At 59.2% G+C, this 26,043-nt stretch carries 25 protein-coding genes; 17 read left to right on the top strand and 8 right to left on the bottom strand.

The genetic code is table 11. The annotated features are described in order from the left end of the window. Positions 1-287: hypothetical protein (locus AC07S6_RS06785; protein ID WP_495111959.1), on the top strand; the 287-nt coding region annotated here is incomplete at its 5' end. On the opposite strand, the gene AC07S6_RS06780 is transcribed toward AC07S6_RS06785, so the two are convergent. Further along, positions 284-748, bottom strand: a complete 465-nt coding sequence (locus AC07S6_RS06780) for a TIGR02444 family protein (RefSeq protein WP_197882698.1) — start codon at positions 746-748, stop codon at positions 284-286. The genes AC07S6_RS06785 and AC07S6_RS06780 overlap by 4 nt on opposite strands. 50 nt (positions 749-798) lie before the next feature. Here AC07S6_RS06780 and abc-f point away from each other — a divergent pair, with 50 nt between their 5' ends. From abc-f to AC07S6_RS06755, 5 genes are all read left to right on the top strand, one after another. Beyond that, entirely contained in the window at positions 799-2,709 is a 1,911-nt protein-coding gene (gene abc-f / locus AC07S6_RS06775; RefSeq protein ID WP_014720438.1) for a ribosomal protection-like ABC-F family protein, read from the top strand. Beyond that, positions 2,709-3,275, top strand: coding sequence for a mechanosensitive ion channel family protein (locus AC07S6_RS06770; RefSeq protein WP_003195372.1), 567 nt, complete (start codon positions 2,709-2,711; stop codon positions 3,273-3,275). Before abc-f ends, AC07S6_RS06770 begins: the two co-directional genes overlap by 1 nt. A 96-nt stretch (positions 3,276-3,371) precedes the next feature. Beyond that, positions 3,372-4,004, top strand: coding sequence for a LysE family transporter (locus AC07S6_RS06765; protein WP_005792425.1), 633 nt, complete (start codon positions 3,372-3,374; stop codon positions 4,002-4,004). 202 nt (positions 4,005-4,206) lie between these two features. Next, a complete protein-coding gene (locus tag AC07S6_RS06760) occupies positions 4,207-6,102 on the top strand; it encodes an FTR1 family protein (protein ID WP_495111958.1) in 1,896 nt (631 codons plus the stop codon). Position 6,103: 1 nt separating this feature from the next. Next, a complete protein-coding gene (locus AC07S6_RS06755) occupies positions 6,104-6,559 on the top strand; it encodes a YaiI/YqxD family protein (RefSeq protein WP_105228932.1) in 456 nt (151 codons plus the stop codon). Positions 6,560-6,705: 146 nt separating this feature from the next. Here AC07S6_RS06755 and elbB read toward each other — a convergent pair whose 3' ends face one another. Further along, on the bottom strand, positions 6,706-7,371 hold the full coding sequence (gene elbB, locus AC07S6_RS06750; RefSeq protein WP_294195179.1) for an isoprenoid biosynthesis glyoxalase ElbB: 666 nt from the start codon (positions 7,369-7,371) through the stop codon (positions 6,706-6,708). 115 nt (positions 7,372-7,486) lie between these two features. Between elbB and AC07S6_RS06745 the strand changes: the two genes are divergently transcribed. Then, on the top strand, positions 7,487-8,722 hold the full coding sequence (locus tag AC07S6_RS06745; RefSeq protein ID WP_495111957.1) for a sterol desaturase family protein: 1,236 nt from the start codon (positions 7,487-7,489) through the stop codon (positions 8,720-8,722). Here AC07S6_RS06745 and AC07S6_RS06740 read toward each other — a convergent pair. Continuing rightward, the gene (locus tag AC07S6_RS06740; protein WP_197882682.1) at positions 8,703-9,338 is read right to left on the bottom strand and encodes a DedA family protein; all 636 of its coding nucleotides are present in this window, start codon (positions 9,336-9,338) and stop codon (positions 8,703-8,705) included. The two genes, AC07S6_RS06745 and AC07S6_RS06740, sit on opposite strands and share 20 nt — an antisense overlap. A 208-nt stretch (positions 9,339-9,546) precedes the next feature. Here AC07S6_RS06740 and hemB point away from each other — a divergent pair, with 208 nt between their 5' ends. Next, a complete protein-coding gene (gene hemB, locus AC07S6_RS06735; protein WP_057975313.1) occupies positions 9,547-10,560 on the top strand; it encodes a porphobilinogen synthase in 1,014 nt (337 codons plus the stop codon). Positions 10,561-10,578: 18 nt separating this feature from the next. Continuing rightward, positions 10,579-12,801, top strand: a complete 2,223-nt coding sequence (gene ppk1 / locus AC07S6_RS06730) for a polyphosphate kinase 1 (protein ID WP_014720431.1) — start codon at positions 10,579-10,581, stop codon at positions 12,799-12,801. Between the two features lie 128 nt (positions 12,802-12,929). On the opposite strand, the gene ppx is transcribed toward ppk1, so the two are convergent. Beyond that, a complete protein-coding gene (gene ppx, locus AC07S6_RS06725; RefSeq protein ID WP_003195352.1) occupies positions 12,930-14,432 on the bottom strand; it encodes an exopolyphosphatase in 1,503 nt (500 codons plus the stop codon). A gap of 478 nt (positions 14,433-14,910) precedes the next feature. Between ppx and AC07S6_RS06720 the strand changes: the two genes are divergently transcribed. From AC07S6_RS06720 to AC07S6_RS06700, 5 genes are all read left to right on the top strand, one after another. Further along, on the top strand, positions 14,911-15,570 hold the full coding sequence (locus AC07S6_RS06720; protein WP_495111956.1) for a DUF1120 domain-containing protein: 660 nt from the start codon (positions 14,911-14,913) through the stop codon (positions 15,568-15,570). A gap of 115 nt (positions 15,571-15,685) precedes the next feature. Further along, entirely contained in the window at positions 15,686-16,345 is a 660-nt protein-coding gene (locus AC07S6_RS06715; RefSeq protein WP_197882675.1) for a DUF1120 domain-containing protein, read from the top strand. A gap of 106 nt (positions 16,346-16,451) precedes the next feature. Continuing rightward, positions 16,452-17,153, top strand: coding sequence for a fimbria/pilus chaperone family protein (locus AC07S6_RS06710; protein ID WP_197882674.1), 702 nt, complete (start codon positions 16,452-16,454; stop codon positions 17,151-17,153). Between the two features lie 6 nt (positions 17,154-17,159). Further along, a complete protein-coding gene (locus tag AC07S6_RS06705; RefSeq protein WP_495111955.1) occupies positions 17,160-19,664 on the top strand; it encodes a fimbria/pilus outer membrane usher protein in 2,505 nt (834 codons plus the stop codon). A 10-nt stretch (positions 19,665-19,674) separates the two neighbouring features. After that, the gene (locus AC07S6_RS06700) at positions 19,675-20,217 is read left to right on the top strand and encodes a DUF1120 domain-containing protein (RefSeq protein ID WP_034129076.1); all 543 of its coding nucleotides are present in this window, start codon (positions 19,675-19,677) and stop codon (positions 20,215-20,217) included. A gap of 4 nt (positions 20,218-20,221) precedes the next feature. Here the strand turns inward: AC07S6_RS06700 and AC07S6_RS06695 are convergent, their stop codons facing one another. The 4 genes from AC07S6_RS06695 to AC07S6_RS06680 are packed head-to-tail and all read right to left on the bottom strand — an operon-like array spanning position 20,222 to position 23,061. After that, on the bottom strand, positions 20,222-20,959 hold the full coding sequence (locus AC07S6_RS06695; protein ID WP_181124100.1) for an amino acid ABC transporter ATP-binding protein: 738 nt from the start codon (positions 20,957-20,959) through the stop codon (positions 20,222-20,224). Further along, entirely contained in the window at positions 20,946-21,596 is a 651-nt protein-coding gene (locus AC07S6_RS06690) for an amino acid ABC transporter permease (protein ID WP_490613491.1), read from the bottom strand. The genes AC07S6_RS06695 and AC07S6_RS06690 overlap by 14 nt, the downstream gene beginning before the upstream one ends. Next, positions 21,593-22,261: an amino acid ABC transporter permease gene (locus tag AC07S6_RS06685; protein ID WP_495111954.1), complete on the bottom strand. Its 669-nt coding sequence runs from the start codon at positions 22,259-22,261 to the stop codon at positions 21,593-21,595. The genes AC07S6_RS06690 and AC07S6_RS06685 overlap by 4 nt, the downstream gene beginning before the upstream one ends. Before the next feature lie 14 nt (positions 22,262-22,275). Beyond that, the gene (locus AC07S6_RS06680) at positions 22,276-23,061 is read right to left on the bottom strand and encodes a transporter substrate-binding domain-containing protein (RefSeq protein ID WP_034129021.1); all 786 of its coding nucleotides are present in this window, start codon (positions 23,059-23,061) and stop codon (positions 22,276-22,278) included. 254 nt (positions 23,062-23,315) lie between these two features. Between AC07S6_RS06680 and AC07S6_RS06675 the strand changes: the two genes are divergently transcribed. The 3 genes from AC07S6_RS06675 (at position 23,316) to rho (ending at position 25,957) form a co-directional block, all read left to right on the top strand. Next, positions 23,316-24,011: a FadR/GntR family transcriptional regulator gene (locus AC07S6_RS06675; protein WP_197882671.1), complete on the top strand. Its 696-nt coding sequence runs from the start codon at positions 23,316-23,318 to the stop codon at positions 24,009-24,011. A gap of 121 nt (positions 24,012-24,132) precedes the next feature. After that, positions 24,133-24,462, top strand: coding sequence for a thioredoxin TrxA (trxA, locus tag AC07S6_RS06670; RefSeq protein ID WP_034129019.1), 330 nt, complete (start codon positions 24,133-24,135; stop codon positions 24,460-24,462). Between the two features lie 235 nt (positions 24,463-24,697). Beyond that, on the top strand, positions 24,698-25,957 hold the full coding sequence (gene rho / locus AC07S6_RS06665; protein WP_003176825.1) for a transcription termination factor Rho: 1,260 nt from the start codon (positions 24,698-24,700) through the stop codon (positions 25,955-25,957). Positions 25,958-26,043: the final 86 nt, after the last annotated feature.

Below are 26,043 nucleotides of genomic sequence, written 5' to 3'. Positions count from 1 at the left end.
CTGCTGCTGCCAAACCAGCTGCCAAGCCAGTCGCTAAAACCGCTGCTGCCAAACCAGCCGCGAAGCCAGCCGCTAAAACCGCTGCTGTCAAACCGGCTGCCAAGCCAGCCGCTAAACCTGCTGCTGCTAAACCAGCCGTGAAGCCAGCCGCCAAGCCAGCGCCCGCAAAGCCAGCCGCTCCAGCAGCACCCACTGCCACCCCGGCAGCCGCCACCGCTCCAACTGCATCGGCCAGCAGCACCCCTGCACCGGTAGCGCCAAGCACCACCCCAACCAGCGCTTCCTAAGTGTTGGTGGCCATGACGCGCAATTGCAGCAGCGCGTCGTGGTCAAGGTTGGCGGCTTCGGTCGCCAGGCCTTCGAGCCAGCCTTGCTGACCCGGCACCTCATTGATCGGCCATGTCTGCGCCAGCGCTTCCAAGCGCGCCAGCAACGTTCTTTCGGCCTCGAGCTCCAGTGTCTTGACCTGCTCTCGTAGCGATGCCAATTGCGCATCCTGCTGGGCCAAGGCTCGCCATTGCACGCGCATTTGTCGCAAGGGTTCGACAACCTGCACCCGCCACGGCTGGGCAATCTGCTGCAGTGCCTGAACGCGTTCGGGCTTATATGCCACACCTCGCCATTCCAGCCACGCACCACACAACAACAGGCACACGTCTGCCCCTTGCTCCTGCAAGCGCAGGCACGCGGCCTCCACGCCCGGGCGGGCATAGGTCGAAAGGGCAAAGCTCCACAGGTCAGCGCACATATTCACACCCAAGCCAGCGGCCAACGAAGCTGGTAGACTCCGCCGCCATTATGATCCGACTTCAAAGCCTAACATTACAGCGTGGCCCGCAACGTCTTCTTGAAGACGCCGAGCTGACCCTGCACGCCGGTCACAAAGCCGGCCTGATCGGAGCCAATGGCGCCGGCAAATCCACGTTGTTCGCCTTGTTGCTGGGTGAGCTGACCCCGGATTCCGGGGACTGCCTGCTGCCGGCCGACTGGCGCATTGCCCATATGCGCCAGGAGATCGACACCCTGGACCGCATCGCCATCGACTACGTGCTCGATGGCGACCTGCGCCTGCGCCAGGTGCAGCACGACCTGGCTGAGGCCGAAAAAGCCCAGGACGGTGCCGCACAGGCGCGCCTGCACTCGGAGCTGGACAGCGCCGATGGCTATACCGCCGACGCCCGTGCTCGCAAGATGCTCGCTGGCCTTGGGTTTACCAACGAACAGATGGACCGCCCGGTCGCCGACTTCTCCGGTGGCTGGCGCATGCGCCTGAACCTGGCTCAAGCGCTGATGTGCCCCTCTGACCTGCTGCTGCTCGACGAACCGACCAACCACTTGGACCTCGATGCGATCCTGTGGCTGGAAGATTTCCTCAAGAGTTACCAGGGCACCTTGCTGCTGATCTCCCACGACCGGGATTTCCTCGACGCCGTGGTCGATAACATCGCCCATGTCGAACAGAAGAAAATCACCCTTTACCGTGGCGGCTATACCGCGTTCGAACGCGCCCGCGCCGAACGCCTGGCCCAGCAGCAACAGGCCTTTGAAAAGCAACAGGCGCAACGTGCGCACATGGAAAGCTACATCGCTAGGTTCAAGGCCCAGGCTACCAAGGCCCGCCAGGCCCAGAGCCGGATCAAGGCCCTGGAACGCATGGAAGAGCTGTCGGCGGCCCACGTCGATTCGCCGTTCGACTTTGTCTTCCGTGAGTCGGTGAAGATCTCCAGCCCGCTGTTGGACCTCTCGGACGCTCGCCTTGGCTATGGCGACAAAACCATCCTTGAGAAGGTCAAGCTGCAGCTCACGCCGGGCGCACGCATCGGTTTGCTCGGCCCGAACGGCGCAGGCAAGTCGACACTGATCAAGAACCTTTCGGGTGAGCTTGAGCCGCTGGCCGGTCGCCTCACTCGTGGCGAGAACACGGTGGTGGGTTACTTCGCCCAGCATCAACTGGACTCGCTGGACGCCAAGGCAAGCCCGTTGTTGCACCTGCAACGCCTGGCGCCGACCGAGCGCGAGCAGACCCTGCGCGACTTCCTTGGCGGTTTCGACTTCCGTGGCGCGCGCATTGACGAACCTGTGCTGAATTTCTCCGGTGGCGAAAAAGCCCGACTGGCCCTGGCCCTGATCGCGTGGGATCGCCCGAACCTGTTGCTGCTCGACGAGCCGACCAACCACTTGGACCTGGAAATGCGCCTGGCGCTGACCATGGCCCTGCAGGAGTTCAGCGGTGCGGTATTGGTGGTGTCTCACGACCGTCACCTGCTCAAGAGCACCACCGACAACTTCCTGCTGGTGGCCGACGGTAAGGTCGAAGAGTTCGATGGCGACCTGGACGACTACGCGCGCTGGCTGACGGAGTACCGCCTGCGCAATGCGCCGGCCAGCAACACGCCGGTCAACCCGGACAAGACCGACAAGAAAGCCCAGCGCCAGGCCGCCGCCGCGCTGCGCCAGCAGTTGGCGCCGCACAAGCGTGAGGCCGACAAGCTGGAAGCCGAACTGGGCAAGGTGCATGAGCGCCTGGCCAAGATCGAAGCCAGCCTGGGCGACAGCGCCGTGTACGAGGCGGCGCGCAAGGACGAGCTGCGTGACCTGCTGGCCGAACAGGCCAAGCTCAAGGTGCGCGAGGGGCAATTGGAGGAAACCTGGATGGAGGCCCTCGAATTGCTCGAAACCCTGCAAGCGGAGCTGGAGGCGCTGTCCTGATGGAAGCGTTGCAATTGCCAGTCCCGGTGCAATGGATCGAGCCCATCTGGATCGGCGTGCAAATCCTGCTGATCCTGCTGGCTGGCTACCTGGCTCAGCGCTTCGTCGCAAAAGGCCTTACGCGCCTGGGTGAGCGCTACCCGTTCCCGCCGCAATTGCTGATGCCCCTGCGGGGCGGCTTGCGCTGGCTGATCATGGGCAGTGCGCTGATCTTTGTGCTGGGCCGCCTGGGTGTGTCTGCCACGGTGTTGTGGACGGCCCTGTCAGGCTTTGTCGCGGTGGCGGCCGTGGCGTTCTTCGCCATGTGGTCGGTGCTGTCCAACCTGCTGTGCGCGATCCTGATCTTCACGGTCGGGCCGTTTCGCCTCGGTGATATCGTCGAGTTGGTGGACACCGTCGACAAACCGGGCGTGAAGGGCCGGGTCGTGGCGATCAACTTGCTCTACACCACGCTGATCGAAGTCGAGGAAGCCGGGACCAACAGCGCGATGGTGCAGGTGCCCAATAGTCTGTTCTTCCAGCGTTCGGTGCGACGTTGGCCCGGGTCTGGCACTAATATCCTGTAGGCGCGAGCAAGCTCGCTCCTACAGAAATCTATAGCCAGCCTTTGGTCGCTGGAGTTAGCTTAAGGCACAACCGCTAACTCCATTACGAGGTGTGCAATGGCTCTCGATACATGGCTGGCCTTTTTCCTGGCCAGTTGGATCATCTCCCTTTCTCCTGGCGCCGGTGCCATCGCCTCGATGTCCAGCGGCCTGCAATACGGTTTTGTGCGTGGCTACTGGAACGCCATCGGCCTGCAACTTGGCCTGGCGATGCAGATTGCGGTGGTCGCCGGTGGTTTGGGTGCCATTCTGGCGGCCTCGTCTACTGCGTTCTATGCGATCAAATGGTTTGGCGTGGCCTACCTCGTGTATCTGGCCATCAAACAATGGCGTGCCCTGCCCATGGACATGACCGATGACGCCGCCGTGCGCCCGATCGGCAAACCGATGGCGATGATGTTCCGCGGCTTCCTGGTTAACGCCAGCAATCCCAAGGCGCTGGTGTTCATGCTGGCGGTGCTGCCGCAGTTCGTGAACCCGCAGGCGCCGTTGTTGATCCAGTACCTGATCCTCGGTGCCACTATGATCAGCGTCGATATGATCGTGATGGCGGGCTACACAGGGTTGGCGTCGAAAGTCTTGCGCCTGTTGCGTACGCCTAAACAGCAGAAACGTGTAAACCGCACCTTTGCTGGCTTGTTTGTCGGCGCTGCCGGTTTCCTTGCGAGCCTGCATCGCGCCACGGCCTGACCAAGCGACTGGCTCAAAAATGTGGGAGCGGGCTTGCTCGCGAATACGGTATATCAGTCAAAGAAAATAGTGACTGAAGCACCGCATTCGCGAGCAAGCCCGCTCCCACATTGGTTTTAGGGTGATATGAAATAACACCTTGAGTCGAATCCATTAAAGCTCAACAATAGTGTTACTTCGTATTTCCACTTGAGATTCATTCATGACCGCCCCTTTCCGCTTTCTCGCCTGGCTGGTGTTGCCGGCATTGCTGTCGTGCAGCCTCAATCTGTCGGCCGCGACCGCCGAGGGCGCGCCGCAAGCCCTGCATTTGCTCGACTACATTGGCGCCGACTACCCGCCGACGGTAGAAGCGGGCAAGGTCGTGGATGATTCGGAATACCGCGAACAAGTCGAGTTTCTCGGGGTATTGCAGGGGCTGGTGGCGGAGTTGCCAGACAAGCCTGAGCGCGCCGAGCTGGTAAAGGGCGTTGATGAGCTGCTGGCCGCGGTCACTGCCCACCAGGATGGAGCGAGCGTTGCCCGCCAGGCCCGTCAATTGGGTGCCAAGCTGGCCGTGGCGTATGAAGTCAGCCAGGCCCCGGCCATCACGCCGGACCCGACGCGCGGCGCGCCGCTCTACGCCCAGCATTGTTCGGTGTGCCACGGCACAGCAGGGGCCGGCGATGGCCCCGCAGGCATGGGCATGACGCCACCACCCGCTAACCTGCGCGATGCCACGCGCCTGGATCGCCTGAGCCTCTACGCGATCTACAACACCCTCGGCCTGGGCGTCGAAGGCACCGACATGCCGTCGTTCGCTGACCAACTGGACGACCGCCAGCGCTGGGACCTGGCAACCTATATCGCCGGCTTCACGGCCGACCCGGCCGCTGCCAAAGGCGAGCAGACATTCAACCTCGCCGACCTGGCCCGTCAGACCCCCAATGAAGTGCTCGCCGCTGACGGTCCTGACGCTGCCGCGACATTTCGCGCCCAACGTGCCCAACCGCCGCAGGTTCAGCGTGGCCCCGCGCAGTTGCTCGACTACACCGCCGCCACCCTGGACAAGAGCCTCGCGGCGTTCCGCAACGGCGACCACGAGCAGGCTTACGATCTATCCGTCGCTGCCTACCTGGAAGGCTTCGAGCTGGTGGAAAGCTCCCTGGATAACGTCGATGCCAATGTGCGCAAAGACACCGAGAAGGCCCTGATGGCCTATCGGCAATCGTTGCAGGACGGTTTGCCTATCGAGCAGGTGCAGCAACGCTTGGACGCGGCCAAAGGCAAACTCACTGAATCGGCTGGTTTGCTGGGCGGCGATGGCCTGAGCTGGTCGTTGAGCTATATCTCCGGCTTGCTGATCCTGCTGCGTGAAGGCCTGGAAGCGATACTGGTGCTGGCCGCGATCCTCGCCTTCCTGCGTAACACCGGCCAGCAATCGGCGGTGCGCAGCGTCAACGTCGGCTGGGGCCTGGCGCTGTTGGCGGGTTTGGGTACCTGGGCCTTGGCGGCCTATGTCACTGACGTCAGCGGCGCCCAGCGTGAGTTGCTTGAGGGCTGCACGGCGTTGTTTGCCAGTGTGATGGTGCTGTGGCTCGGCGTGTGGATGCACGACCGGCGTCACGCGGCGGCCTGGCAGGACTACATCAAGAGCAGCCTGGTGGGCGGCGGTGGGCGTTTCGGGTTTGCGGTGCTGGCGTTCTTCTCGGTATATCGCGAACTGTTCGAAGTGATCCTGTTCTACGAAACCCTGTGGCTGCAGGCCGGCCCTGCCGGGCACAACGCGGTGCTGGCCGGTGGTGCCACGGCGCTGGTGCTGCTGGTGGGCCTGGCCTGGGTGATCCTGCGCGGTTCGGCGAAGTTGCCCCTGGCGCTGTTCTTCGGCATCAACGCCGCGTTGCTGTGTGCGCTGTCGGTGGTGTTCGCCGGGCACGGTGTGAAAGCCTTGCAGGAAGCGGGCATTTTCGGCACGCGGCCAGTGGCGTTCTTTGACTTCGACTGGCTGGGCATCCACGCCGACGCGTACTCGTTGGGGGCACAGGCCGTGGCGATCCTGGCGATTGTGGTGTTGTATGGCCGTAGCCGCCTGACCGAAAAGCACCGGGCGGCGGCGTAGCATGCGCGTGTGGATCGACGCCGACGCCTGCCCTCGGGCGGCCAAGGACCAAGTGGTGAAGTTTGCCCTCAAGCGCCAGTTTGAGGTAGTGCTGGTGGCAGGGCAAAGCCAGATCAAACCGAGCTTTGCCTGTGTGAAGCTGATCGTGGTGCCCAGCGGGCCGGATGCCGCTGATGATTACCTGGTGGAGCACGCCGTGCCCGGCGAACTGGTGATTTGCAGCGACGTGCCCTTGGCCGACCGCCTAGTGAAGAAGGGCGTGACGGCCCTTGACCCGCGTGGCAAGGAGTTCAGCCCTGCGAACATGAGCGAGCGGTTGGCGGTGCGCAACCTGTTCACCGACCTGCGCGAGCAAGGCCAGATGGGCGGCGGCCCGCCGCCCCACAGCGAAAAGGACAAGCAGGCGTTTGCCAATGCGCTGGACCGAATCCTTACCCGCTTGATGAAACCAGCCTGACCTGTGGCGAGGGAGCTTGCTCCCGCTGGGCTGTGCAGCAGCCCCAAAGCCGTCGTCAGTGTTTTATCTGAATCACCGCGTCAGCTTAGATGGGGCGGCTTCGCCACCCAGCGGGAGCAAGCTCCCTCGCCACAGGAGCATCCCCATCAGTCGTTCTCGTGGGTCAACTCCAGCACCCGATCCACCAGCTTGTTGATGCCGGACGCCACCTCGCTGATGTTCTTGCCCAGCATGTAGGCCGGTGTACTCACCAGCTTGCGCGCCTGGTCCTCTACGATGTCCTCCACGGTGCATTCGACGTGGGTGGCGCCCATCTTGTCCAGGGCTGCGGCGGTGTCGGCATCGTTGCCGATGGTGCAGGTCACGCCAGGGCCGTAGATCTTGGCGGCCAGGGCCGGCGAAATGCAGATCAAACCCACCGGCTTGCCCGCTTCGGCAAAGGCTTCAGCCAGTGCCAGTACCTGGGGGTTGATGCTGCAGCCGGCGCCTTCCACGGCAAAGTTCGACAAGTTCTTGGCCGCGCCAAAACCGCCCGGCACGATCAGCGCGTCAAAGTCTGCGGCGTTGGCTTGGCCAATATCCTTCACGGCGCCTCGAGCGATGCGCGCGGATTCCACCAGCACATTGCGCGATTCGGGCATTTCCTCGCCCGTGAGGTGGTTGATCACGTGCAACTGCGCTACGTCGGGTGCAAAGCATTCCACTTGAGCGCCGCGCTGGTCCAGGCGCAGCAGGGTGATCACGCTTTCATGGATCTCTGCGCCGTCGTACACGCCACAGCCGGAAAGGATCACTGCAATCTTTTTGCTCATGGGCATTTCTCCTGATTCATGGCGTTAAATGTCTACTAATTTGTAACCTCTTGCCAATGGGAACTCACGTCGCTGCACCTAATCTTGATGTAACAAAAATAGACCGGACTAGCCCATGGACTTTGTGCCTTACGCAGTACCGTTTTTTATTGCCCTGATCGTGGTGGAGTTGCTGGCCGACCGTTGGCGTGGCGTGCGCAACTACCGAGTGGCGGATGCCATCAACAGCCTCAGCACCGGAGTGCTGTCCACCACCACAGGCTTGCTCACCAAGGGCGTGGGCCTGCTGACTTACGCGTTCGCCCTCAAGCACCTGGCGCTGTTCGAATTGTCGGCCCAGAGTGCCTGGACCTGGGTGTTTGCCTTTGTGTTCTATGACTTCTGCTACTACTGGCTGCACCGCATGGGCCATGAGCGCAACATCCTGTGGGCCGCGCATTCGGTGCATCACCAGAGCGAGGACTACAACCTCAGCACTGCCTTGCGCCAGACCAGCACCGGTTTCCTGCTGAGTTGGATCTTCTACTTGCCCCTGGCGGTGGTTGGTGTGCCGCTGGTGGTGTTTATCAGCGTAGCGTCGCTCAACCTGCTGTATCAATTCTGGGTCCATACACGCCATGTTCCCAAGCTCGGCTGGGTCGAATGGTTTTTCGTCACACCCTCCAATCATCGGGCCCACCATGCACAGAACGCTCTCTACATGGATCGCAACTACGGCGGGGTGTTCATTATTTGGGACCGGCTGTTCGGCACCTTCCAAGAGGAAGACGATAACGAACCGGTGATTTTCGGCGTAACCACACCCCTGGCCAGTTGGAATCCGCTGTGGGCCAACCTGCAGTTTTATGCGCAGCTCTGGAGTGACGCCAGGCGTACTGAGCGTTGGTGGGACAAGCTGCGCATCTGGTTCATGCGCACCGGTTGGCGGCCGGCGGACGTCAAGGCCAAGTACCCGATGGCCAAGCCGGACCTGAGCCAGTTCCGCAAATTCGAGGTGCCGCTGGACGTGCGCCAACAGGTCTACATCGCCTTGCAGTTTGCGGCCTATGTAGGGTTTGGCAGCTATCTGATGAATTTCGGTGAGGGCTTGCCCTCCACTGCGCTGGTCCTTGGTTGGGGCACGATGGCGCTGGGGTTGTTTACCTTGGGCGTGGCGTTGGAGAATCGCCCATGGGCACTGAAGGCCGAGCTGGCGCGCCTGGCGCTGAATGTTCCCTTGGTATGGCTGGCGCCGCTGGTGGGGTTGTGGCCCGCCAGCAACCTGGGCTGGCTGGGCCTGGCAAGCTACAGCCTGCTCAGTATCATCGGCCTCTACTGTTGCAGAAGCCGGCTTACTCGGTGGGTGTCTTAGGCGTCTCGACCGAGGCTGGCTCGTTAGCCAGCCGAGCCTTGGCCTCGGCACAGGCTTGGCGGGCGATGCGGGCATTCTTGACGCGACGGCGCAGCCACAGGCCAAAGCCCAGCACCAGCAAGGCCCCCAATACCCACAACTCGTATTTCTTGACGCTGCCGAGCATCCCTTCCAGCACCGCGCCGAAGTGATAGGCCGCCGCCCCCAGTGCTGCGGCCCAGATCGCCGCGCCAATACCGTTCAGAACCAGGTAGCGCAGCGGTGGGTAGCCGGACAGGCCAATCGCCACGGGCATCACAGTGCGCAAGCCGTAGACGAAGCGGAAACTCAATACCCAGATATCCGGATGCTTGCGGATATGTTCCAGTGCCTTGTCGCCCATCAATTGCCAGCGCGGCTTGCGCGCCAGCAACTTGCGGCCGTGCTTGCGCCCCATGTAGTACCAGAGCTGGTCGCCGGCGTAGCTGCCAAAAAAGGCAACGACCACCACCAGGTTGATATCCATGTAGCCGCGGAACGCCAGGAAGCCTGCGAGTACAAGGATGGTCTCGCCTTCGAAGAACGTGCCGAGAAAGAGGGCAAAGTAGCCGAAGTCATGCAGAAATTGTTGAAGCATGGTCTAGGGTGCTGGCGAAATGAACGCGCAGCCTACGCCTTCACGAAGATTCATGAAAGTATCGAGATGTGTCACGAAGTGAACAATTCCTACGCAAATGACGAATGGGACTACAGGTCGCGTCGATAAGCACAACTGTCATTCATTCGTCATAATGGCCGCTTATAACTGCAACGCTCGCCCGTAAACACGGGCTCAGGAGTCTGTCGTGAGCTTTACCCCTGCCAATCGCCTGTTCCCCGCCACCCGTCTGCGTCGCAATCGTCGTGATGATTTTTCTCGTCGCCTGGTACGTGAAAATGTACTGACCACGAATGATCTGATCCTGCCGGTTTTCGTGCTCGACGGCGAAAATCGCCGGGAAGCGGTGGCGTCGATGCCGGGTGTGGAGCGTCTGACCATTGATTTGTTGCTTGAAGAAGCGGCGAAGTGGGTCGAATTGGGCATCCCGGCGCTGGCGCTGTTCCCGGTGACCCCGGCCGAACTCAAGACCCTGGACGCCGCCGAAGCCTGGAATCCCCAGGGGATTGCCCAGCGTGCCACCCGTGCCCTGCGCGAGCGTTTCCCGGAGCTGGGCGTGATCACCGACGTGGCCCTGGACCCTTTCACCACCCACGGCCAGGATGGCATTCTTGACGAAGACGGTTATGTTCAGAACGACATCACCGTCGATGCACTGGTCAAGCAGGCGTTGTCCCACGCGGCTGCGGGCGCCCAGGTGGTTGCACCGTCGGACATGATGGACGGGCGCATCCAGGCGATTCGCGAAGCCCTTGAGCTGGCCGGTCACGTCAATGTGCGGATCATGGCCTACTCGGCCAAATACGCCAGCGCCTACTACGGCCCATTCCGCGATGCGGTAGGCTCGGCGCTGAACCTGGGCAAGGCCAACAAGGCCTCGTATCAGATGGACCCGGCCAACAGCCAGGAAGCCCTGCACGAGGTGGCTGCCGATCTGGCCGAAGGCGCCGATATGGTGATGGTCAAGCCGGGGATGCCCTACCTTGACATTCTTTACCGGGTCAAAGAGGAATTCAAAGTGCCGACCTTTGTCTATCAGGTCAGCGGTGAATACGCCATGCACATGGCGGCCATCCAGAATGGTTGGTTGAGTGAAGGGGTGATCCTCGAATCCCTGACTGCCTTTAAACGTGCCGGCGCTGATGGCATTCTGACCTACTTCGCCGCCCGCGCCGCCCAATTGCTTAGAGAGCAACAATAGCCCTCACAGGAACACTCGATGAATACCGAAGGACTCTCAGAAGTTGCCGTAAAAGACGCTCACCCGGTGGTTGAACAAGTCGCCCAGACCCCGCCGGAGCTGGAGCCCGCACCGCCTGCGGTGGTGGCCGAAGCGCCGGCGCCGGCGCCGGTGGCCGTGGTCACCAACCTGGATGACAGCAGCCTGTACATCCACCGCGAGTTGTCACAACTGCAATTCAACATTCGCGTGCTCGAGCAGGCGCTGGATGAGTCCTACCCCTTGCTGGAGCGGCTGAAATTCCTGCTGATCTTCTCCAGTAACCTGGACGAGTTCTTCGAGATCCGTGTTGCCGGCCTCAAGAAGCAGATCACCTTCGCCCGTGAACAAGCCGGTGCCGACGGCCTGCAACCGCACCAGGCCCTGGCGCGTATCAGTGAGCTGGTGCACGGCCATGTAGACCGCCAGTATGCGATCCTCAACGACATCCTGCTGCCGGAGCTGGAAAAGCACCAGGTCCGCTTCATTCGTCGTCGTCACTGGACCGCCAAGATCAAGACCTGGGTGCGCCGTTACTTCCGGGACGAAATTTCGCCGATCATCACGCCTATCGGCCTCGATCCGACGCACCCGTTCCCCTTGCTGGTGAACAAGAGCCTCAACTTCATCGTCGAACTCGAAGGTATCGACGCTTTCGGCCGCGATTCGGGCCTGGCGATCATCCCGGCACCGCGTCTGTTGCCACGGATCATTAAGGTACCGGAAGAGGTAGGGGGCGCTGGCGACAACTATGTATTCCTGTCGTCGATGATCCACGCGCACGCCGATGACCTGTTCCAGGGCATGAAGGTCAAGGGCTGTTACCAGTTCCGCCTGACGCGTAACGCCGACCTGGCGCTGGACTCCGAAGACGTCGAAGACTTGGCCCGTGCCCTGCGCGGCGAACTGTTCTCACGGCGCTATGGCGATGCGGTGCGCCTGGAAGTGGCGGACACCTGCCCGAAACATTTGTCGGACTACCTGCTCAAGCAGTTCAACCTGGCCGAATCCGAGCTGTACCAGGTCAACGGCCCTGTGAACCTGACGCGTTTGTTCAGCATCACTGGCTTGGACAGCCATCCGGAGCTGCAATACAAGCCGTTCACCCCGCAGATCCCGAAACTTTTGCAAAACAGCGAGAACATCTTCAGCGTGGTGAGCAAGCAGGACATCCTGCTGCTGCACCCCTTCGAGTCCTTCACCCCGGTGGTCGACCTGTTGCGCCAGGCCGCCAAAGACCCGCATGTCCTGGCCGTGCGCCAGACCCTGTACCGCAGCGGCGCCAACTCGGAAATCGTCGATGCGCTGGTAGATGCGGCGCGTAACGGCAAGGAAGTCACTGCGGTGATCGAGTTGCGTGCGCGTTTCGACGAAGAGTCCAACCTGCAACTGGCCAGCCGTCTGCAAGCGGCCGGTGCGGTGGTGATCTACGGCGTGGTCGGCTTCAAGACCCACGCCAAGATGATGCTGATCCTGCGCCGTGAAGCCGGTGAGATCGTGCGCTACGCCCACTTGGGTACCGGCAACTATCACGCCGGCAACGCCAAGCTCTACACCGACTACAGCTTGTTGACATCCGACGACGCGCTGTGCGAAGACGTCGGCAAGTTGTTCAGCCAGTTGATCGGCATGGGCAAGACCTTGCGCATGAAGAAGCTGCTGCACGCGCCATTCACGCTCAAGAAGGGCATGCTCGACATGATTGCCCGCGAGACCCAGTTTGCCCTGGACGGCAAACCGGCGCACATCATCGCCAAGTTCAACTCGCTGACCGATCCGAAGATCATCCGCGCGCTGTACAAGGCCAGCCAGTCCGGTGTGCGCATCGACCTGGTGGTACGTGGCATGTGCTGCCTGCGCCCCGGCATTGTGGGCGTGTCCCATAACATCCATGTGCGCTCGATCATCGGCCGCTTCCTGGAGCACACCCGCGTGTTCTACTTCCTCAACGGCGGCGAAGAGCAGATGTTCCTCTCCAGTGCCGACTGGATGGAACGCAACCTCGACAAGCGTGTGGAGACCTGCTTCCCGGTGGAAGGCAAGAAGCTGATCATGCGGGTCAAGAAGGAGCTGGAAAGCTACCTCACCGACAACACCCACAGCTGGAGCCTGCAGTCGGATGGTCGCTACGTGCGTAACACCCCGACCGGCAACCAGAACCCGCGCAGCGCGCAGGCGACATTGCTGGAGAAGTTGGGTAGCCCGATTCTGACGGTGAACTAGCCCAGGCATACGCAATTCCATGTGGGAGCGGGCTTGCTCGCGAATGCGGTGTGTCAGTCAATGCGTCTGGTGACTGATCCACTGCATTCGCGGGCAAGCCCGCTCCCACATTTGTTTTGCAGTGTGCTTTAGCGCAGGTTCAGGCTGAACCCCACCCGTGTCAGCCATTCCGCTTCCTGGGCGAAGTCCGCCTGGGTCAGCTGGTTTTCATCCAGCCAGCCTTTGGGGAACATCACTTCCAGGCTATCGCCATCGGCGTGCAGTTTGACCTGGGGCATTTCCTGGGTGCCGCGGATGTGGTGGAACAGGATTGCAAAGCGCAGCAGCGCGCACAGGCGGATCAGCTTGATGCCGTCTTTACCGAATTCGGCAAACTTGTCCTTGGGAATGTTGCGGCGATGGCCGCGTACCAGCAGCGCGAGCATCTGTTGGTCTTCCCGGGAGAAACCGGCCAGGTCCGAGTGTTCGATCAGGTACGCGCCGTGCTTGTGATAATGGTAGTGAGCGATGTCCAGGCCGACTTCATGCACCTTGGCTGCCCAGCCGAGTAACTCGCGCCAGACGCCGTCCTCCAGGTCCCAGTCCTCAGCCACCTGGTCGAAGGCGTGCAAGGCTTTGCGCTCGACGCGGGCGGCTTGCTCCAGGTCGACGTGGTAACGCTCCATCAGCGAGCTGAGGGTGCGCTCGCGCACGTCTTCGTGGTGGTGCCGGCCCAGCAGGTCGTAGAGCACGCCTTCGCGCAGGGCGCCGTCACAGTGGTCCATGCGTTGCAGTTCGAGGGCGTCGAAGATGGCTTCGAGAATCGCCAGGCCCGCAGGGAAAATGGCGCGACGGTCGGGCTTGATGCCGTCGAAGTCGATTTTCTCTGCATCCCCCAGCTTGAACAGCTTGCGCTTGAGCCACGCCAGGCCTTCGGCGTTCACCTCACCGGTGCCATGGCCACCGGCCTTCAAAGCCAGGCCAATGGCACGGATGGTCCCGGACGAGCCGATGGCTTCATCCCAGGTCAGGCGGTGCAAGGCATGTTCGATGCTCATGATTTCCAGGCGCGCTGCGGTGTAGGCCTGGGCATAGCGCGCCGGAGTGATCTTGCCATCCTTGAAATAACGCTGGGTGAAACTCACGCACCCCATCTGCAGGCTTTCACGCAATAGCGGTTCGAAACGTTGGCCGATGATGAACTCGGTGCTGCCACCGCCAATGTCCGCCACCAGGCGTTTGCCGGGCGTATCGGCCAGGGTGTGGGACACGCCGAGGTAGATCAGGCGTGCCTCTTCACGGCCCGAGATGACTTCCACCGGATGCCCGAGGATTTCCTCGGCGCGATGGATGAATTCGTTGCGGTTGCGCGCTTCGCGCAAGGCGTTGGTGCCAACGATACGCACCGCGCCAGGGGGCATGCCGTTGATCAGTTGCGCGAAACGCTTGAGGCAATCGAGCCCGCGCTGCATGGATTCTTCATTGAGCTTGCGCTCGTCGTCGATCCCGGCGGCCAGTTGCACCTTCTCGCCGAGCCGCTCAAGGATGCGGATCTCGCCGTTCTGGGCCTTGGCCACGACCATATGAAAGCTGTTGGAGCCCAGGTCGATGGCGGCGATCAAAGACAGATTCTTGGCTTGGGATTGCGGCATGGTTTGGGGGTCTCGGTCGATAACCTTGCCATCGTGCCACGATCGAACGCTGGCGCCAACGCATGGTGCAAGAGGATTTCGACTTGAGGCTTGATGGACACTGTAAGGGTGAGGTGTAGGAAGTTGTTACTTTGGCCGTATTACTAAACCCGAAGACTATGTAGTCATTACTTTGATATGTCTCTGGTTTACGATTTGGAGAGGTTTTCTACAGGATTTTTTCTGTCCTATTTACTGATGTTTGACGTCGTACAGATGCTTTCCTGTCAATGACATCGGGTTGAAGATTAATCCGACGAAAATTGTACGTTTGTCCGGCTTTCTTATTCTGGTGAGACGGTAATACTTAGACGCGACGCTCGTGCTGTGGTGGTATTTATTTATAGATCAGACCTTCAGGGAAGTTTTTATAAGCAATGGATTTGGTATGTAAGTGGGCTGATTTTTGATTTTTGATAGGTTGAAAAGGTGAGCTCTAATGAAGAAATCTATTTCTGGGATGGCTGGGCTGCTCCTGGTTACCGCTGGTATTAACGTTCAAGCCGCAGACCTGAGTGTAAAAGGCTCGATTGCACCGTCCAGCTGCAGCTTTACGATTACAAGTTCCGTCATTGATTATGGGCGGCTTGATCCGAATACTTTTAGCCCAACCAACTACACAAAGCTGGCTAAAAAAAGTAGCCCTTATGCGATCAGATGCGGTGCTGCTGCGAAAGCCAAGATTGGTATAAAAGTCGTGGATAATCGTGCCAGTTCAAGAATACCTGGGCTGATGGTTTCACAGTTTGGAACAGGCTATCGAGATAATTATAACTACGGATTGGGAACTACCTCTAAAGGACAGAAAATCGGCGGATATGTCATTCATATGCGTAACAACGTCGGAGAGGGTAAAGCGGCTTATGTCATTACCAATGAAGGATACGGCGGTACTTGGGATCCGAGGAGCACTGAGGCGCTGGGACATTCTACCAATCTTTCTAGTTGGCGTTCCGGTGCGGCATTTACGCCTGGCCAGTTTAATACGGTAACCGGAAATCTGGAAGTGCAAGCTATCATTAACAAGGCTTCAGAGCTTGAAATGAATACTCAAATCAACCTTGATGGTCACGCAACTTTGGAACTTCGTTACCTCTAGACTTCTGGTCATCCCTCATTACGCAGATAACTCGCATGTTCGTCTCGGTGAAAGTGCGAACCGGCCCGCAAAAGGGGTTGATATGGTGTTTTTTATTAATTAGAGAGCTCTGAAGATGAATAAAAACAAATTTTGGATGACTGCTGTGTGTTTGGCGCTACTTGGTGCTAATGCACAAGCCGCAGACCTGAGTGTGAAAGGGACGATTGCCCCCGTCAGCTGCAGTTTCACGATAACCAATTCGGTTTTTGACTACGGAAGGATTGATCCGAATTCCCTGAGTCCGACGCGTTATACACAGTTGGCTAAAAAGACAACGCCTTATTCGATCAAGTGTGCCAGCAATGTCAAGACAACGGTGGCAATCAGGGCGTCGGACAATCGCGCAAGCTCTCGAATTCCCGGCATGATGCTCAGTCTTTTTGGCAGTAATTATAAAGATTTTTATAACTTCGGATTGGGTGCTACGTCCCAAGGGCAAAAGATTGGTGGGTATCTGATCCACCTGCGTAATTCGGTGGCGGACGGTGTATCGGTAGGGATTGTTGGTTCCGAGAGTAATGGCGGATATTGGCATACGAATAGCACCCAAGCCGTCGGCCATACCTCCAACCTTACGGCTTGGCGGGCAGGAAATGTCTACGCACCTATTAAGCTTAATACGGTGGCAGGCCAAATTGAAGTGTTGCCTGTTATCAATAAAACATCAGAGTTAAATATGAGTAATCAGATTGATCTGGACGGTCAGGCTACTTTAGAGCTGCGCTATCTATAACTAGGTGCGGAAAGGGGCTGACACAGAACCACGCTTTATTAAGCGGGTTTTGTGTCGGCCAATATTTCTTTCGCAAAGCCTGTGCGCACAAGTAGGTAGTGAAGTGATGGTTAAAAGAGTTCTTAAGTCATGCTTGTTAATAGGTTTTTTCTTGCCGATGGTGCTGTTTGCCGACGGTATGCGTCCTGATACTACCGTCATTGTGCTACATGAGGCAGAAGGTGAAGTCAGCATTAACGTCACCAACACGGATAGCAGTCCGGCACTACTGCACTCGGTTATCGAGGATGTCCCGGAAGATACCGAGCAACTGATTGTTGTCACTCCACCGGTCACACGTGTGGATGCAGGAGAGCGTCAGATGGTGCGGTTTCTTTCAATAGGCACCGAGCCACTCAAGACCCAGCGCCTGAAGCGTGTGTCCTTCGAAGGAATTCCTCAGGCAAAACCTGGTTCCGGTGCGACCATTGGTATCAGCCTTCGGCAGAACCTTCCGCTGATCCTGCATCCCAAAGGCTTGCCAAAGAACGATGCGCCTTGGGAGCTACTGACCTGGCATCTTCAGGCCAACGTCTTGAGTGTGCGCAACGACAGCCCCTACGTAGTTCGCCTGGCGGCGGACGTCCGTCTTAATCCGCAACGAGTGACGGCCAGCCTTGCTCGTACCTACGTGCTGCCTGGCGAAGTGTTGCAGGTGGCCTTGGACAAGCCTGTGCCCGGTGCCACCTCGGTCACCCTTGAACCCGCGACCGTCTATGGCTTCGCTGTCGATAGCTACGATGCGCTGCTCATCACGAATGCGCCGTGACCGTTCATGAACACAACCAATGGCAATTTCGGTGCAGTTCCCGACGACTTGAATCATGTACAACAGCGTGAGGCGCTTTTCAGGCGAAGCGGGCTGAGCCTGTCGGTGTGCATGGCACTGATGGCGGGGGTGGTCACGGAGGCTTCTGCCGCCCGGGTATCGAGCATTTCCGGGTTCGACTTGGAAACGCTGCAGGCCCGGGGTATCAGCCCTTCGGTTGCCCACTATTTTCGTCATGCGCCACGTTTCAGTGAGGGTGTGAGGGTCGTGGACCTGCACGTCAACGGTGAGCGGATAGGCTTGACGGATGCTCGGTTCGATAAAGAAGGTGAGCTATGCTTTACCCGTAGTTTGCTTGATCGTGGCAGCTTGCGGGTACCTCCTTCGGTGATCGACAAAAGTGTCCCCCCCGAGCAAGCCTGTCATGACTTCAAAGCCGAATACCCTGAGACAGTAACGACATTGCGCCCTGGCAACGAAGAGGTGTCGTTGGTGGTGCCTACGCAAGCGCTGCGAGACGTTCAGCGAGACTCCGGCAGCTATGCGCGCGGAGGCACGGCAGCGCTACTCAATTACGACGTCCAGGCAATCAACAGTCATTCCAGGGCGGATACCTATCGGTATCTTTCAGCCTCCACAGAGGTGGGCTTCAATTTTGGCGATTGGATTGCCCGCAGCCGCCAGCTTTATATTTCCAACGATCGCCGCACAACGGCCGAACACCTTTTCGCCTATGCACAACGGGATTTCTTGCCTTTGGCTTCGACCTTCCAGGTCGGTCAGATATCGAGCAATAACCCGGTGTTTGGGGGAGTACAACTGACGGGCGCGCAGATTTTTCCCGATGGTATTGAAAGTGGTGGCAGTCACAATGGCGTGGTAGTCGAGGGGCGAGCCCTGAGCCAATCACGGGTGGAAGTACGGCAATCCGGCGCGTTGATCTATACCACGGTCGTTCCTGAGGGGCCTTTTACGCTGACCAATCTGCCCTTGCTCAACGGCACCAGCGACCTTCAGGTCACGGTGATAGAGACTCAGGGCGGGCAGCGCAGTTTTGTCGTGCCGGCTGCTACGTTCCGCGCAGTGGTCCCCGTGAAGTCTGGATATACAGCTTCTTTGGGCAAGGTCCGGGAGGTGGAGGGGAGAGGGGCCAAAGAGCCCCTGCTGGCCATGGCCAGTGGTACGTGGGCTGTGGGCAAGGACAGCGCGGTCAGCGCAGGGGTACAAAGTACCGATAGCTACAATGCGGTAGGGCTTGCCCTGGACAGCAGCTTTTCCCAGCGCTTTTCCCTGGGGGTGCGTAACAACTTGTCCCGGGATCATTCAACAAACGTACAAGGCGCGCGCAACAGTGTGTCTGTGAGCGTCGGCCTGCCTGCGAATGTACAGATGTCCTTGAGTGCCACTGCGCAGACACCGGGCTATCGTGACGTCATCGATACAGTGACGCCTCATGTGAACGATGTGGATGGCTCGCGATTCAAGAACCAGTACACCGTAGGATTCAGTTGGGCGGACCCTCAGTTGGGTGGCTTCTCAATCGGTTATAACCGGGGGGCCGATTTCAAGAGCCGGATTACCCAGAATATCTACGGCACGTGGAACAAGAGCTTCAGATATGCCAGTGTCGGTGTGACCGTGGACTCTCAGATTGGCCAGTCCAACAGTGCCGATGACCGGAACGATGACGGACTGGGTATTCGACTGCAGGTCAGTGTTCCCTTGGGCCGTGATCGGAGCCTCAGCGCATTCGCTCGACGTCAGGGAGAGCGCTCCAGTATCGGCACTGCCTATGATGAGCGTGTCGACGAGACGCTGAACTACCAGATACGCAGCGACAGAGACTTCGCAGGGCATCGTGAGCACACCCTGGGCGGCACGCTCAACGCGTCTTCTCGTTACGCGCAAGTGGGGCTGGGGCTGAATCGTGACTCGTCCAGCACTAGTTACTCCGGGCAATTGCAAGGGGCGGTGGTCGCCCATTCTGAAGGTTTCACATTGTCGCCGTATCGGGTTGAGGACACGTTTGGCGTGGTCTCGGTGGGCGAGGTTGCCGGTGCTCGTCTTACCACACCTCAAGGGCCGGTTTGGACCGACCCGTGGGGCAAGGCTGTGATCGCCAGTTTGCCGGCTTATCAGTCGAGCGTGTTGGAGCTGGAAGGCAAAAGCCTACCTCGCCAGATGGATATCAAGAACGGTACCAAGGTCCTGGAAGCGGGCCGTGGGTCCTTCAACAGGGTCGATTTCGAAGTAATCAACGTGCGCCGGGTACTGCTGCGCGCTACGGATATACACGGCAAACCATTGCCTCAGGGCGCTGCCGTGCTGGGGCCAGAAAATGCATTGCTGACCACGGTGGTTGGGGATGGGATGATTTTTCTCAGCAACGTCGACGCGCCCCAGGCCCTTAAAGTTTCTTCCAGCACAGTGTCCTGCGCGCTGCAACTCGACCTTCCGGAGCAAACCTATAATGGCAAATTCTACGAAACCGCTTCGGCGGTCTGTCGGTGAGATGGCCCGCATGAACGAGTGGCGTATCGGGTGCCTCAAAGGCTTGGGGCTGTTGTTGAGCTGCCTTTTACTGGCAGCGCCGGCAAGTGCTGCGAACTGCCGCCTGTCCCTGAGCCAACCCATCATCGATTACGGCCTGCTTCGCCCAGGCGAACAGCTCGAAAACCGGGGTGCTTCGCTGGGAAAGCGTATGGTACGTCTGAACGTGATCTGCGTGGAGGCTGCGGTGATTGCGCTACGTTTTCAAGGCGTGCCGGCCAATGAGACTGGCTACAGGTTCGGCCGCCAGGGCTTTTTCAACCTGACGCTTCAGCATCCTCAACTCGACGGTAAACCCATCGAGTTAGCGCAATGGCACAACCCTACCGAACGGGACGCCCAGCTACGCCCAGGCCAATCTCTGGTAGTGCTGGTCGGCGGAGTTCCTGCCAGAGGCCACGCTTTTTCCGCGCAGGTGCAAGTAGACACCTGGCTATCGAGCGCAGCCACTGCTGTTGGCAATAAAACCACATACGAGGGCAATGGGCGTTTCGAGCTGGTGTCCGGTGGCTGAGTCCTCAGGCAGGTGATCCATGGCTGCCGATGAAGTTTGCAAGCTCGGCAGATTGCGGATGTGCAAACAGCACTTTCGGATCGCCCACTTCATGCACCTTGCCCTGGTGCATGAACACCAACTTATCCCCAACCTCCCGGGCAAAACGCATTTCGTGGGTCACCATGATCAGGGTCATGCCGTCTTTAGCCAGTTGGCGCACCACGCTGAGCACTTCATTGACCAGCTCCGGGTCCAGGGCCGATGTGATTTCATCGCACAGCAGCACTTTGGGTGACATGGCCAGTGCGCGGGCAATGGCGACTCGCTGTTGCTGGCCACCGGACAGTCGATCAGGGAAAGCGTTGAACTTCTCGCCCAGGCCTACCCTTTCCAGCATCTGCTTTGCCAACTGCACCGCTTTGGCCTTTGGCACTTTCTGCACCACTTGCGGCGCCAGCATCACGTTCTCGCCCACGGTCAGGTGCGGGAACAGATTGAATTGCTGGAACACCATGCCGACCTTCTGCCGCAGGCTGCGCAGGTCGGCGCGGGCCGCGTCGAGGTATTCACCATCGACTTCGATGACGCCGTCGTTGATCGACTCCAGACCATTGAGGGTGCGCAGCAAGGTGGACTTGCCCGAGCCGCTGCGGCCGATGATTGCCACCACCTGGCCTTCGTCCACCGTCAGGTCGATGCCCTTGAGCACGTGGTGATCGCCATAATACTTATGCAGGGCAGAAATTCTAAGCAGAGGCATGCAGTCTCCTTTCCAGGTAGCGCGCACTGAGGGACAAGGGGTAGCAAAGCAGGAAGTATCCGAGGGCCACCAGGCCATAAACCATGAAGGGTTCAAAGGTGGCGTTGGCGAGCATGCCGCCCGTCTTGGTCAGTTCGGTGAAGCCGATGATCGAGGTCACGGCGGTGCCTTTGACCACCTGCACCGAGAAGCCCACTGTCGGCGCGACAGCAATACGTAGCGCCTGGGGCAAGATCACGTAGCGCAGTTGTTCAAGCGGGTTGAGGGCCAGGCTGGCCGAGGCTTCCCATTGGCCATGGGCAATGGAGTCGACGCAGCCGCGCCATATTTCAGCCAGGTAAGCGCTGGTAAACAGGGTCAACGCAATCGCCGCTGCCAGCCAGGGCGATATGTCCACGCCGAGCAGGGCAACGCCGAAAAACACCAGGAATAGCTGCATCAGCAGTGGTGTGCCCTGGAACAGTTCGATATAGGTGCGGGCAATATTGCGCGGGAACGCTTTGCGGCTGATGCGCAGGGTCATCACCAGCAAGCCGATCAGACTGCCGCCCACAAACGCCACCAATGACAGCAGCAGCGTCCATTGCAGGCCGGTAAGCAGGTTGCGCACGATGTCCCAAAACGAAAAATCACTCATCGGCTGTTCCTCATGACAAACCGTCGGCCGATCCAGTTGAGCAACTGGCGAATCATCAGCGCCATGCACAGGTACACCAGCGTGGTCAGGGCATAGGTTTCAAAGGCACGGAAATTACGTGACTGGATAAAGTTGGCGGCAAAGCTCAGCTCTTCAGTCGCGATCTGCGAACACACCGCCGAGCCGAGCATCACGATGATGATCTGGCTGCTCAGGGCTGGCCACACCTTGCCCAGGGCTGGTAGCAACACCACATGGCGGAACGCCTCGAAGCGCGTCATTGCCAGCGCCGCGGCCGCTTCCAGTTGCCCCCGTGGGATGGCCTGGATACCCGCACATATGATCTCGGTGGAGTACGCCCCCAGGTTGATTACCATCGCCAGCACGGCGGCTTGCCATTCGGTGATTTTCAATCCCAGGGACGGCAGTCCGAAGAAGATGAAGAACAGTTGCACCAGGAACGGCGTGTTGCGGATCAACTCGACATACACACCAAAGAGCCACGCAAACGGCTGGATCTTCCATGCCCGTACCACGGCGCCGACAGTGCCCAGGGCCACACCGAGGGTGGCGCCAATGGCCGTCAGCTCAAGGGTGAACAGCGCGCCACGCAGGAGCAGGTCGGTATTGGCCAGCACCGGCACAAAGTCGAATTGATAGGCCATCGTTGAGCTCCGCGTCAGAGGTCGGCAGGCAGCGGTTCTTTGAGCCACTGCATGGCGTTTTTCTCCAGGCTACCGTCAGCCTTGGCCGCGACCAGGATCTGGTTGACCTTTTCCAACAGCGCCGGCTCGTTCTTGTTCACGCCTACGTACACCGGCGAATCCTTGAGTTTCACCTTCAGTGCCGGTACGCGCTTGGGGTTGCGTTCGCTGATGGCCACCATGACCACGTTGCCACTGGCGATCAGGTCGACCTGGCCGGCCAGGTAGGCGGCGATGGTGGAGTTGTTGTCTTCAAAACGCTTGATCGTGGCTTCCTTGGGCGCTACCGCGGTCAGCTCGATGTCTTCGATGGCGCCACGGGTCACGCTGATGGTCTTGCCCTTGAGGTCGTCGAGGCTGGCGATGGCGGCATCAGGCGGCCCAAACACGGCAAGGTAGAACGGCGCGTAGGCGTTGGAGAAGTCGATGACTTTTGCGCGCTCGGGGTTCTTGCCCAGGCTGGAAATCACCAGGTCGACCTTGCCGGTGGTGAGGAACGGGATGCGGTTGGTGCTGTTCACCGGGGTCAGTTCCAGCTTGACCTTGAGTTGGTCGGCCAGCAGCTTGGCGGTGTCGATGTCCAGGCCACGGGGTTGCATGTCAGGGCCCACCGAGCCAAACGGCGGAAAGTCCTGGGGGACGGCAACCTTCAGCGTGCCACGAGCGACGATGTCATCCAGACCATTCGCCTGGGCGGGTGCCTGGCTCAGCATAAGGCTGGCAAACAGGGCAGTGAGCAGGGCGCTGTAGCGCTTGGTCATGGCAACTCTCCGAAAAAGGCGAAGGAATTTTCTGAGTTTGCCCAGTGCACAGCCCATGCCAGCACCGTTCGGATCGTCTGCAAGGCTGATGTTTATTGAGGTGCACAGGTCTTACTGGTCTGAACAGTTGCCAGGGTTTTCGCACCCTTTTCGAGCGCTGACAAAAAGCTGCGAGCCCCTTTGGGGCGCGGCTTGCAGCCGGCCATAAATAGTTTTACAACGGGTCACGCAGCTATCGGGAACCTGTGCTTTTTATGAATTCCATTGCCCAAGCCGTACCGGAGGCGGCCTTGCAGGCCATCCGCAAACTCATCAAGGAGCAAGGCTTCGGGCCGGGCGATGCGTTACCGTCCCAGCGCGACCTGGCCCTGCAATTGGGGGTGAGTCGGGCTTCGTTGCGTGAGGCGCTGTCATCGCTTAGCGCCTTGGGCGTGGTCAGTGTGCAGGCGGGCAAGGGCGTGTTCGTGCAGGACGTGCAAGAAGCGCCAGGCTTTGCCTGGCCCTTCGCGGCGCAGGCTACGCCGCCGGATATCTTCCAGCTGCGCTACGCATTGGAGGGGTTTGCGGCGGGGTTGGCAGCAATGACACTGACCATCGAGGCGCTGGACAGCCTGGAGGATAATGTCGAAGCCATGCACAGAGTGCTCAAGGCGGGTGACTTCGAAGCGGCCGCTCGCCTGGACTTCGAATTTCACCAGTGCATTCTGCTGGCCAGCGGTAACCAGGCAATGGTGAGTATCCTCAGTGCCAGTGCCGAGGTGTTTTTGGAGAGTCAGAAACTACCGTTCATCCGGCCGGAGCGGGCCATGGAAACCTGGCAGGAACATCGCAGGATCCTGCGCGCCCTGGCCCGCCGCAACAGTACGAAGGCGCAGAAAACCATGCAGGAACATATACGTAATGCTGCGTTGCGCACGGGCATTGCGTTCGTGACGCCCGTTACGTCGTGAGTGGGGTCATACCCACACTCATTCAACTTCATAGCAAGACTCAATCAGACGCGGCTTCCTGAACAGGGGAAGGGCGGCTATGATGGGCAACGTTTTTTTTGCTTACAATCCGGAGACATCCATGAGCAACGATCTTATCAAGCACGTCACCGACGCGACCTTTGAGGCCGAAGTACTCAAGGCTGCCGGCCCGGTGCTGGTTGACTACTGGGCTGAATGGTGCGGCCCTTGCAAAATGATCGCTCCGGTCCTGGACGACATTGCAACCACCTACGAAGGCAAGCTGACCGTTGCCAAGCTGAACATCGACGACAACCAGGAAACTCCGGCCAAGCATGGCGTACGTGGTATTCCTACGCTGATGCTGTTCAAGAACGGCAATGTTGAAGCGACTAAAGTGGGCGCGCTGTCGAAGTCCCAGTTGCAAGCTTTCCTCGACGCGAACATCTAAGCGTCGTCAAAAAAGCCCCGCAAATAGCGGGGCTTTTTCGTAAAGCAGGGCTAGACGCTCCGAAATCCAGGTGGTACATTCGGCCCCGCAGTGGTTTCTCCACTGCCCCCTGCAAGCCGTCGCCGACGCATTCCTTTTCGATTAGTACGCGATCCTGTCGCCTTCTCTGCGGCGCGGCCTCATTAAGCCAAAAGCTTAATTTCCCCCCCTCCATAAATGATTACGTCATTCCTATATGAATCTGACTGAACTCAAGCAAAAGCCGATTACCGACCTGCTCCAACTGGCCGAAGAAATGGGCATAGAAAATATGGCCCGTTCGCGCAAGCAGGACGTGATTTTCTCCCTGCTCAAGAAGCACGCGAAAAGCGGCGAGGAAATCTCCGGTGATGGCGTGCTGGAGATTCTCCAGGACGGCTTCGGCTTCCTCCGCTCTGCAGACGCGTCCTATCTCGCCGGCCCAGATGATATCTACGTCTCGCCGAGCCAGATCCGTCGCTTCAACTTGCGCACTGGTGACACCATCGTTGGCAAGATCCGTCCTCCGAAGGAAGGCGAGCGTTACTTCGCCCTGCTCAAGGTCGACACGATCAACTTCGACCGCCCAGAGAACGCGAAAAACAAGATTCTCTTCGAGAACCTGACCCCGCTGTTCCCGACCGTGCGCATGAAGATGGAAGCCGGTAACGGCTCCACCGAAGACTTGACCGGTCGTGTGATCGATCTCTGCGCTCCGATCGGCAAAGGCCAGCGTGGCCTGATCGTCGCACCGCCGAAAGCCGGCAAGACCATCATGCTGCAGAACATCGCCGCGAACATTGCACGTAACAACCCTGAAGTTCATCTGATCGTGCTGTTGATCGATGAGCGTCCGGAAGAAGTGACCGAGATGCAGCGCACCGTGCGCGGCGAAGTGGTTGCCTCGACGTTCGATGAGCCGCCAACCCGCCACGTGCAGGTTGCCGAAATGGTGATCGAAAAGGCCAAGCGCCTGGTCGAGCACAAGAAAGACGTGGTGATCCTGCTCGATTCCATCACGCGTCTGGCCCGTGCCTACAACACCGTGATCCCGAGCTCCGGCAAGGTGCTGACCGGTGGTGTCGATGCCCACGCCCTGGAGAAACCAAAGCGTTTCTTCGGCGCTGCGCGGAACATCGAAGAAGGCGGCTCGCTGACCATTATCGCCACCGCGCTGGTTGAAACCGGCTCGAAGATGGACGAAGTGATCTACGAAGAGTTCAAGGGTACTGGCAACATGGAACTGCCTTTGGACCGCCGCATCGCTGAAAAGCGTGTGTTCCCGGCGATCAACATCAACCGCTCCGGCACCCGCCGCGAAGAGTTGCTGACCGCAGACGACGAACTGCAGCGTATGTGGATCCTGCGCAAGCTGCTGCACCCGATGGACGAAGTTGCGGCCATCGAGTTTCTGATCGACAAGCTGAAAACCACCAAGACCAACGACGAGTTCTTCCTGTCGATGAAACGCAAGTAATACAGCGTTTCAGGTCCAAAAAAATGGCGTCCTTAATGGGGCGCCATTTTTTTTGCGTCGAGATTCTGCGATTTTTGTGGCATAAG

Source organism: Pseudomonas sp. GW821-FHT07B01, from assembly GCF_059419065.1.
The sequence above is the reverse complement of the archived record's forward strand: the minus strand, read 5'-3'. Positions and strand labels throughout refer to the sequence as shown.

Excerpts from the sequence above, each read along its gene's own strand:
- AC07S6_RS06760 (WP_495111958.1), top strand. The coding sequence starts at position 4,207 with ATGACCGCCCCTTTCCGCTTTCTCGCCTGGCTGGTGTTGCCGGCATTG.
- AC07S6_RS06765 (WP_005792425.1), top strand. The coding sequence starts at position 3,372 with ATGGCTCTCGATACATGGCTGGCCTTTTTCCTGGCCAGTTGGATCATC.
- AC07S6_RS06780 (WP_197882698.1), bottom strand. The coding sequence starts at position 748 with ATGTGCGCTGACCTGTGGAGCTTTGCCCTTTCGACCTATGCCCGCCCG.
- AC07S6_RS06700 (WP_034129076.1), top strand. The coding sequence starts at position 19,675 with ATGAACGAGTGGCGTATCGGGTGCCTCAAAGGCTTGGGGCTGTTGTTG.
- AC07S6_RS06745 (WP_495111957.1), top strand. The coding sequence starts at position 7,487 with ATGGACTTTGTGCCTTACGCAGTACCGTTTTTTATTGCCCTGATCGTG.
- AC07S6_RS06770 (WP_003195372.1), top strand. The coding sequence starts at position 2,709 with ATGGAAGCGTTGCAATTGCCAGTCCCGGTGCAATGGATCGAGCCCATC.
- AC07S6_RS06685 (WP_495111954.1), bottom strand. The coding sequence starts at position 22,261 with ATGGCCTATCAATTCGACTTTGTGCCGGTGCTGGCCAATACCGACCTG.
- rho (WP_003176825.1), top strand. The coding sequence starts at position 24,698 with ATGAATCTGACTGAACTCAAGCAAAAGCCGATTACCGACCTGCTCCAA.
- elbB (WP_294195179.1), bottom strand. The coding sequence starts at position 7,371 with ATGAGCAAAAAGATTGCAGTGATCCTTTCCGGCTGTGGCGTGTACGAC.
- AC07S6_RS06675 (WP_197882671.1), top strand. The coding sequence starts at position 23,316 with ATGAATTCCATTGCCCAAGCCGTACCGGAGGCGGCCTTGCAGGCCATC.
- AC07S6_RS06740 (WP_197882682.1), bottom strand. The coding sequence starts at position 9,338 with ATGCTTCAACAATTTCTGCATGACTTCGGCTACTTTGCCCTCTTTCTC.
- AC07S6_RS06755 (WP_105228932.1), top strand. The coding sequence starts at position 6,104 with ATGCGCGTGTGGATCGACGCCGACGCCTGCCCTCGGGCGGCCAAGGAC.
- AC07S6_RS06695 (WP_181124100.1), bottom strand. The coding sequence starts at position 20,959 with ATGCCTCTGCTTAGAATTTCTGCCCTGCATAAGTATTATGGCGATCAC.
- ppk1 (WP_014720431.1), top strand. The coding sequence starts at position 10,579 with ATGAATACCGAAGGACTCTCAGAAGTTGCCGTAAAAGACGCTCACCCG.
- AC07S6_RS06720 (WP_495111956.1), top strand. The coding sequence starts at position 14,911 with ATGAAGAAATCTATTTCTGGGATGGCTGGGCTGCTCCTGGTTACCGCT.
- AC07S6_RS06715 (WP_197882675.1), top strand. The coding sequence starts at position 15,686 with ATGAATAAAAACAAATTTTGGATGACTGCTGTGTGTTTGGCGCTACTT.
- AC07S6_RS06680 (WP_034129021.1), bottom strand. The coding sequence starts at position 23,061 with ATGACCAAGCGCTACAGCGCCCTGCTCACTGCCCTGTTTGCCAGCCTT.
- AC07S6_RS06710 (WP_197882674.1), top strand. The coding sequence starts at position 16,452 with ATGGTTAAAAGAGTTCTTAAGTCATGCTTGTTAATAGGTTTTTTCTTG.
- AC07S6_RS06705 (WP_495111955.1), top strand. The coding sequence starts at position 17,160 with ATGAACACAACCAATGGCAATTTCGGTGCAGTTCCCGACGACTTGAAT.
- AC07S6_RS06690 (WP_490613491.1), bottom strand. The coding sequence starts at position 21,596 with ATGAGTGATTTTTCGTTTTGGGACATCGTGCGCAACCTGCTTACCGGC.
- abc-f (WP_014720438.1), top strand. The coding sequence starts at position 799 with ATGATCCGACTTCAAAGCCTAACATTACAGCGTGGCCCGCAACGTCTT.
- trxA (WP_034129019.1), top strand. The coding sequence starts at position 24,133 with ATGAGCAACGATCTTATCAAGCACGTCACCGACGCGACCTTTGAGGCC.
- ppx (WP_003195352.1), bottom strand. The coding sequence starts at position 14,432 with ATGCCGCAATCCCAAGCCAAGAATCTGTCTTTGATCGCCGCCATCGAC.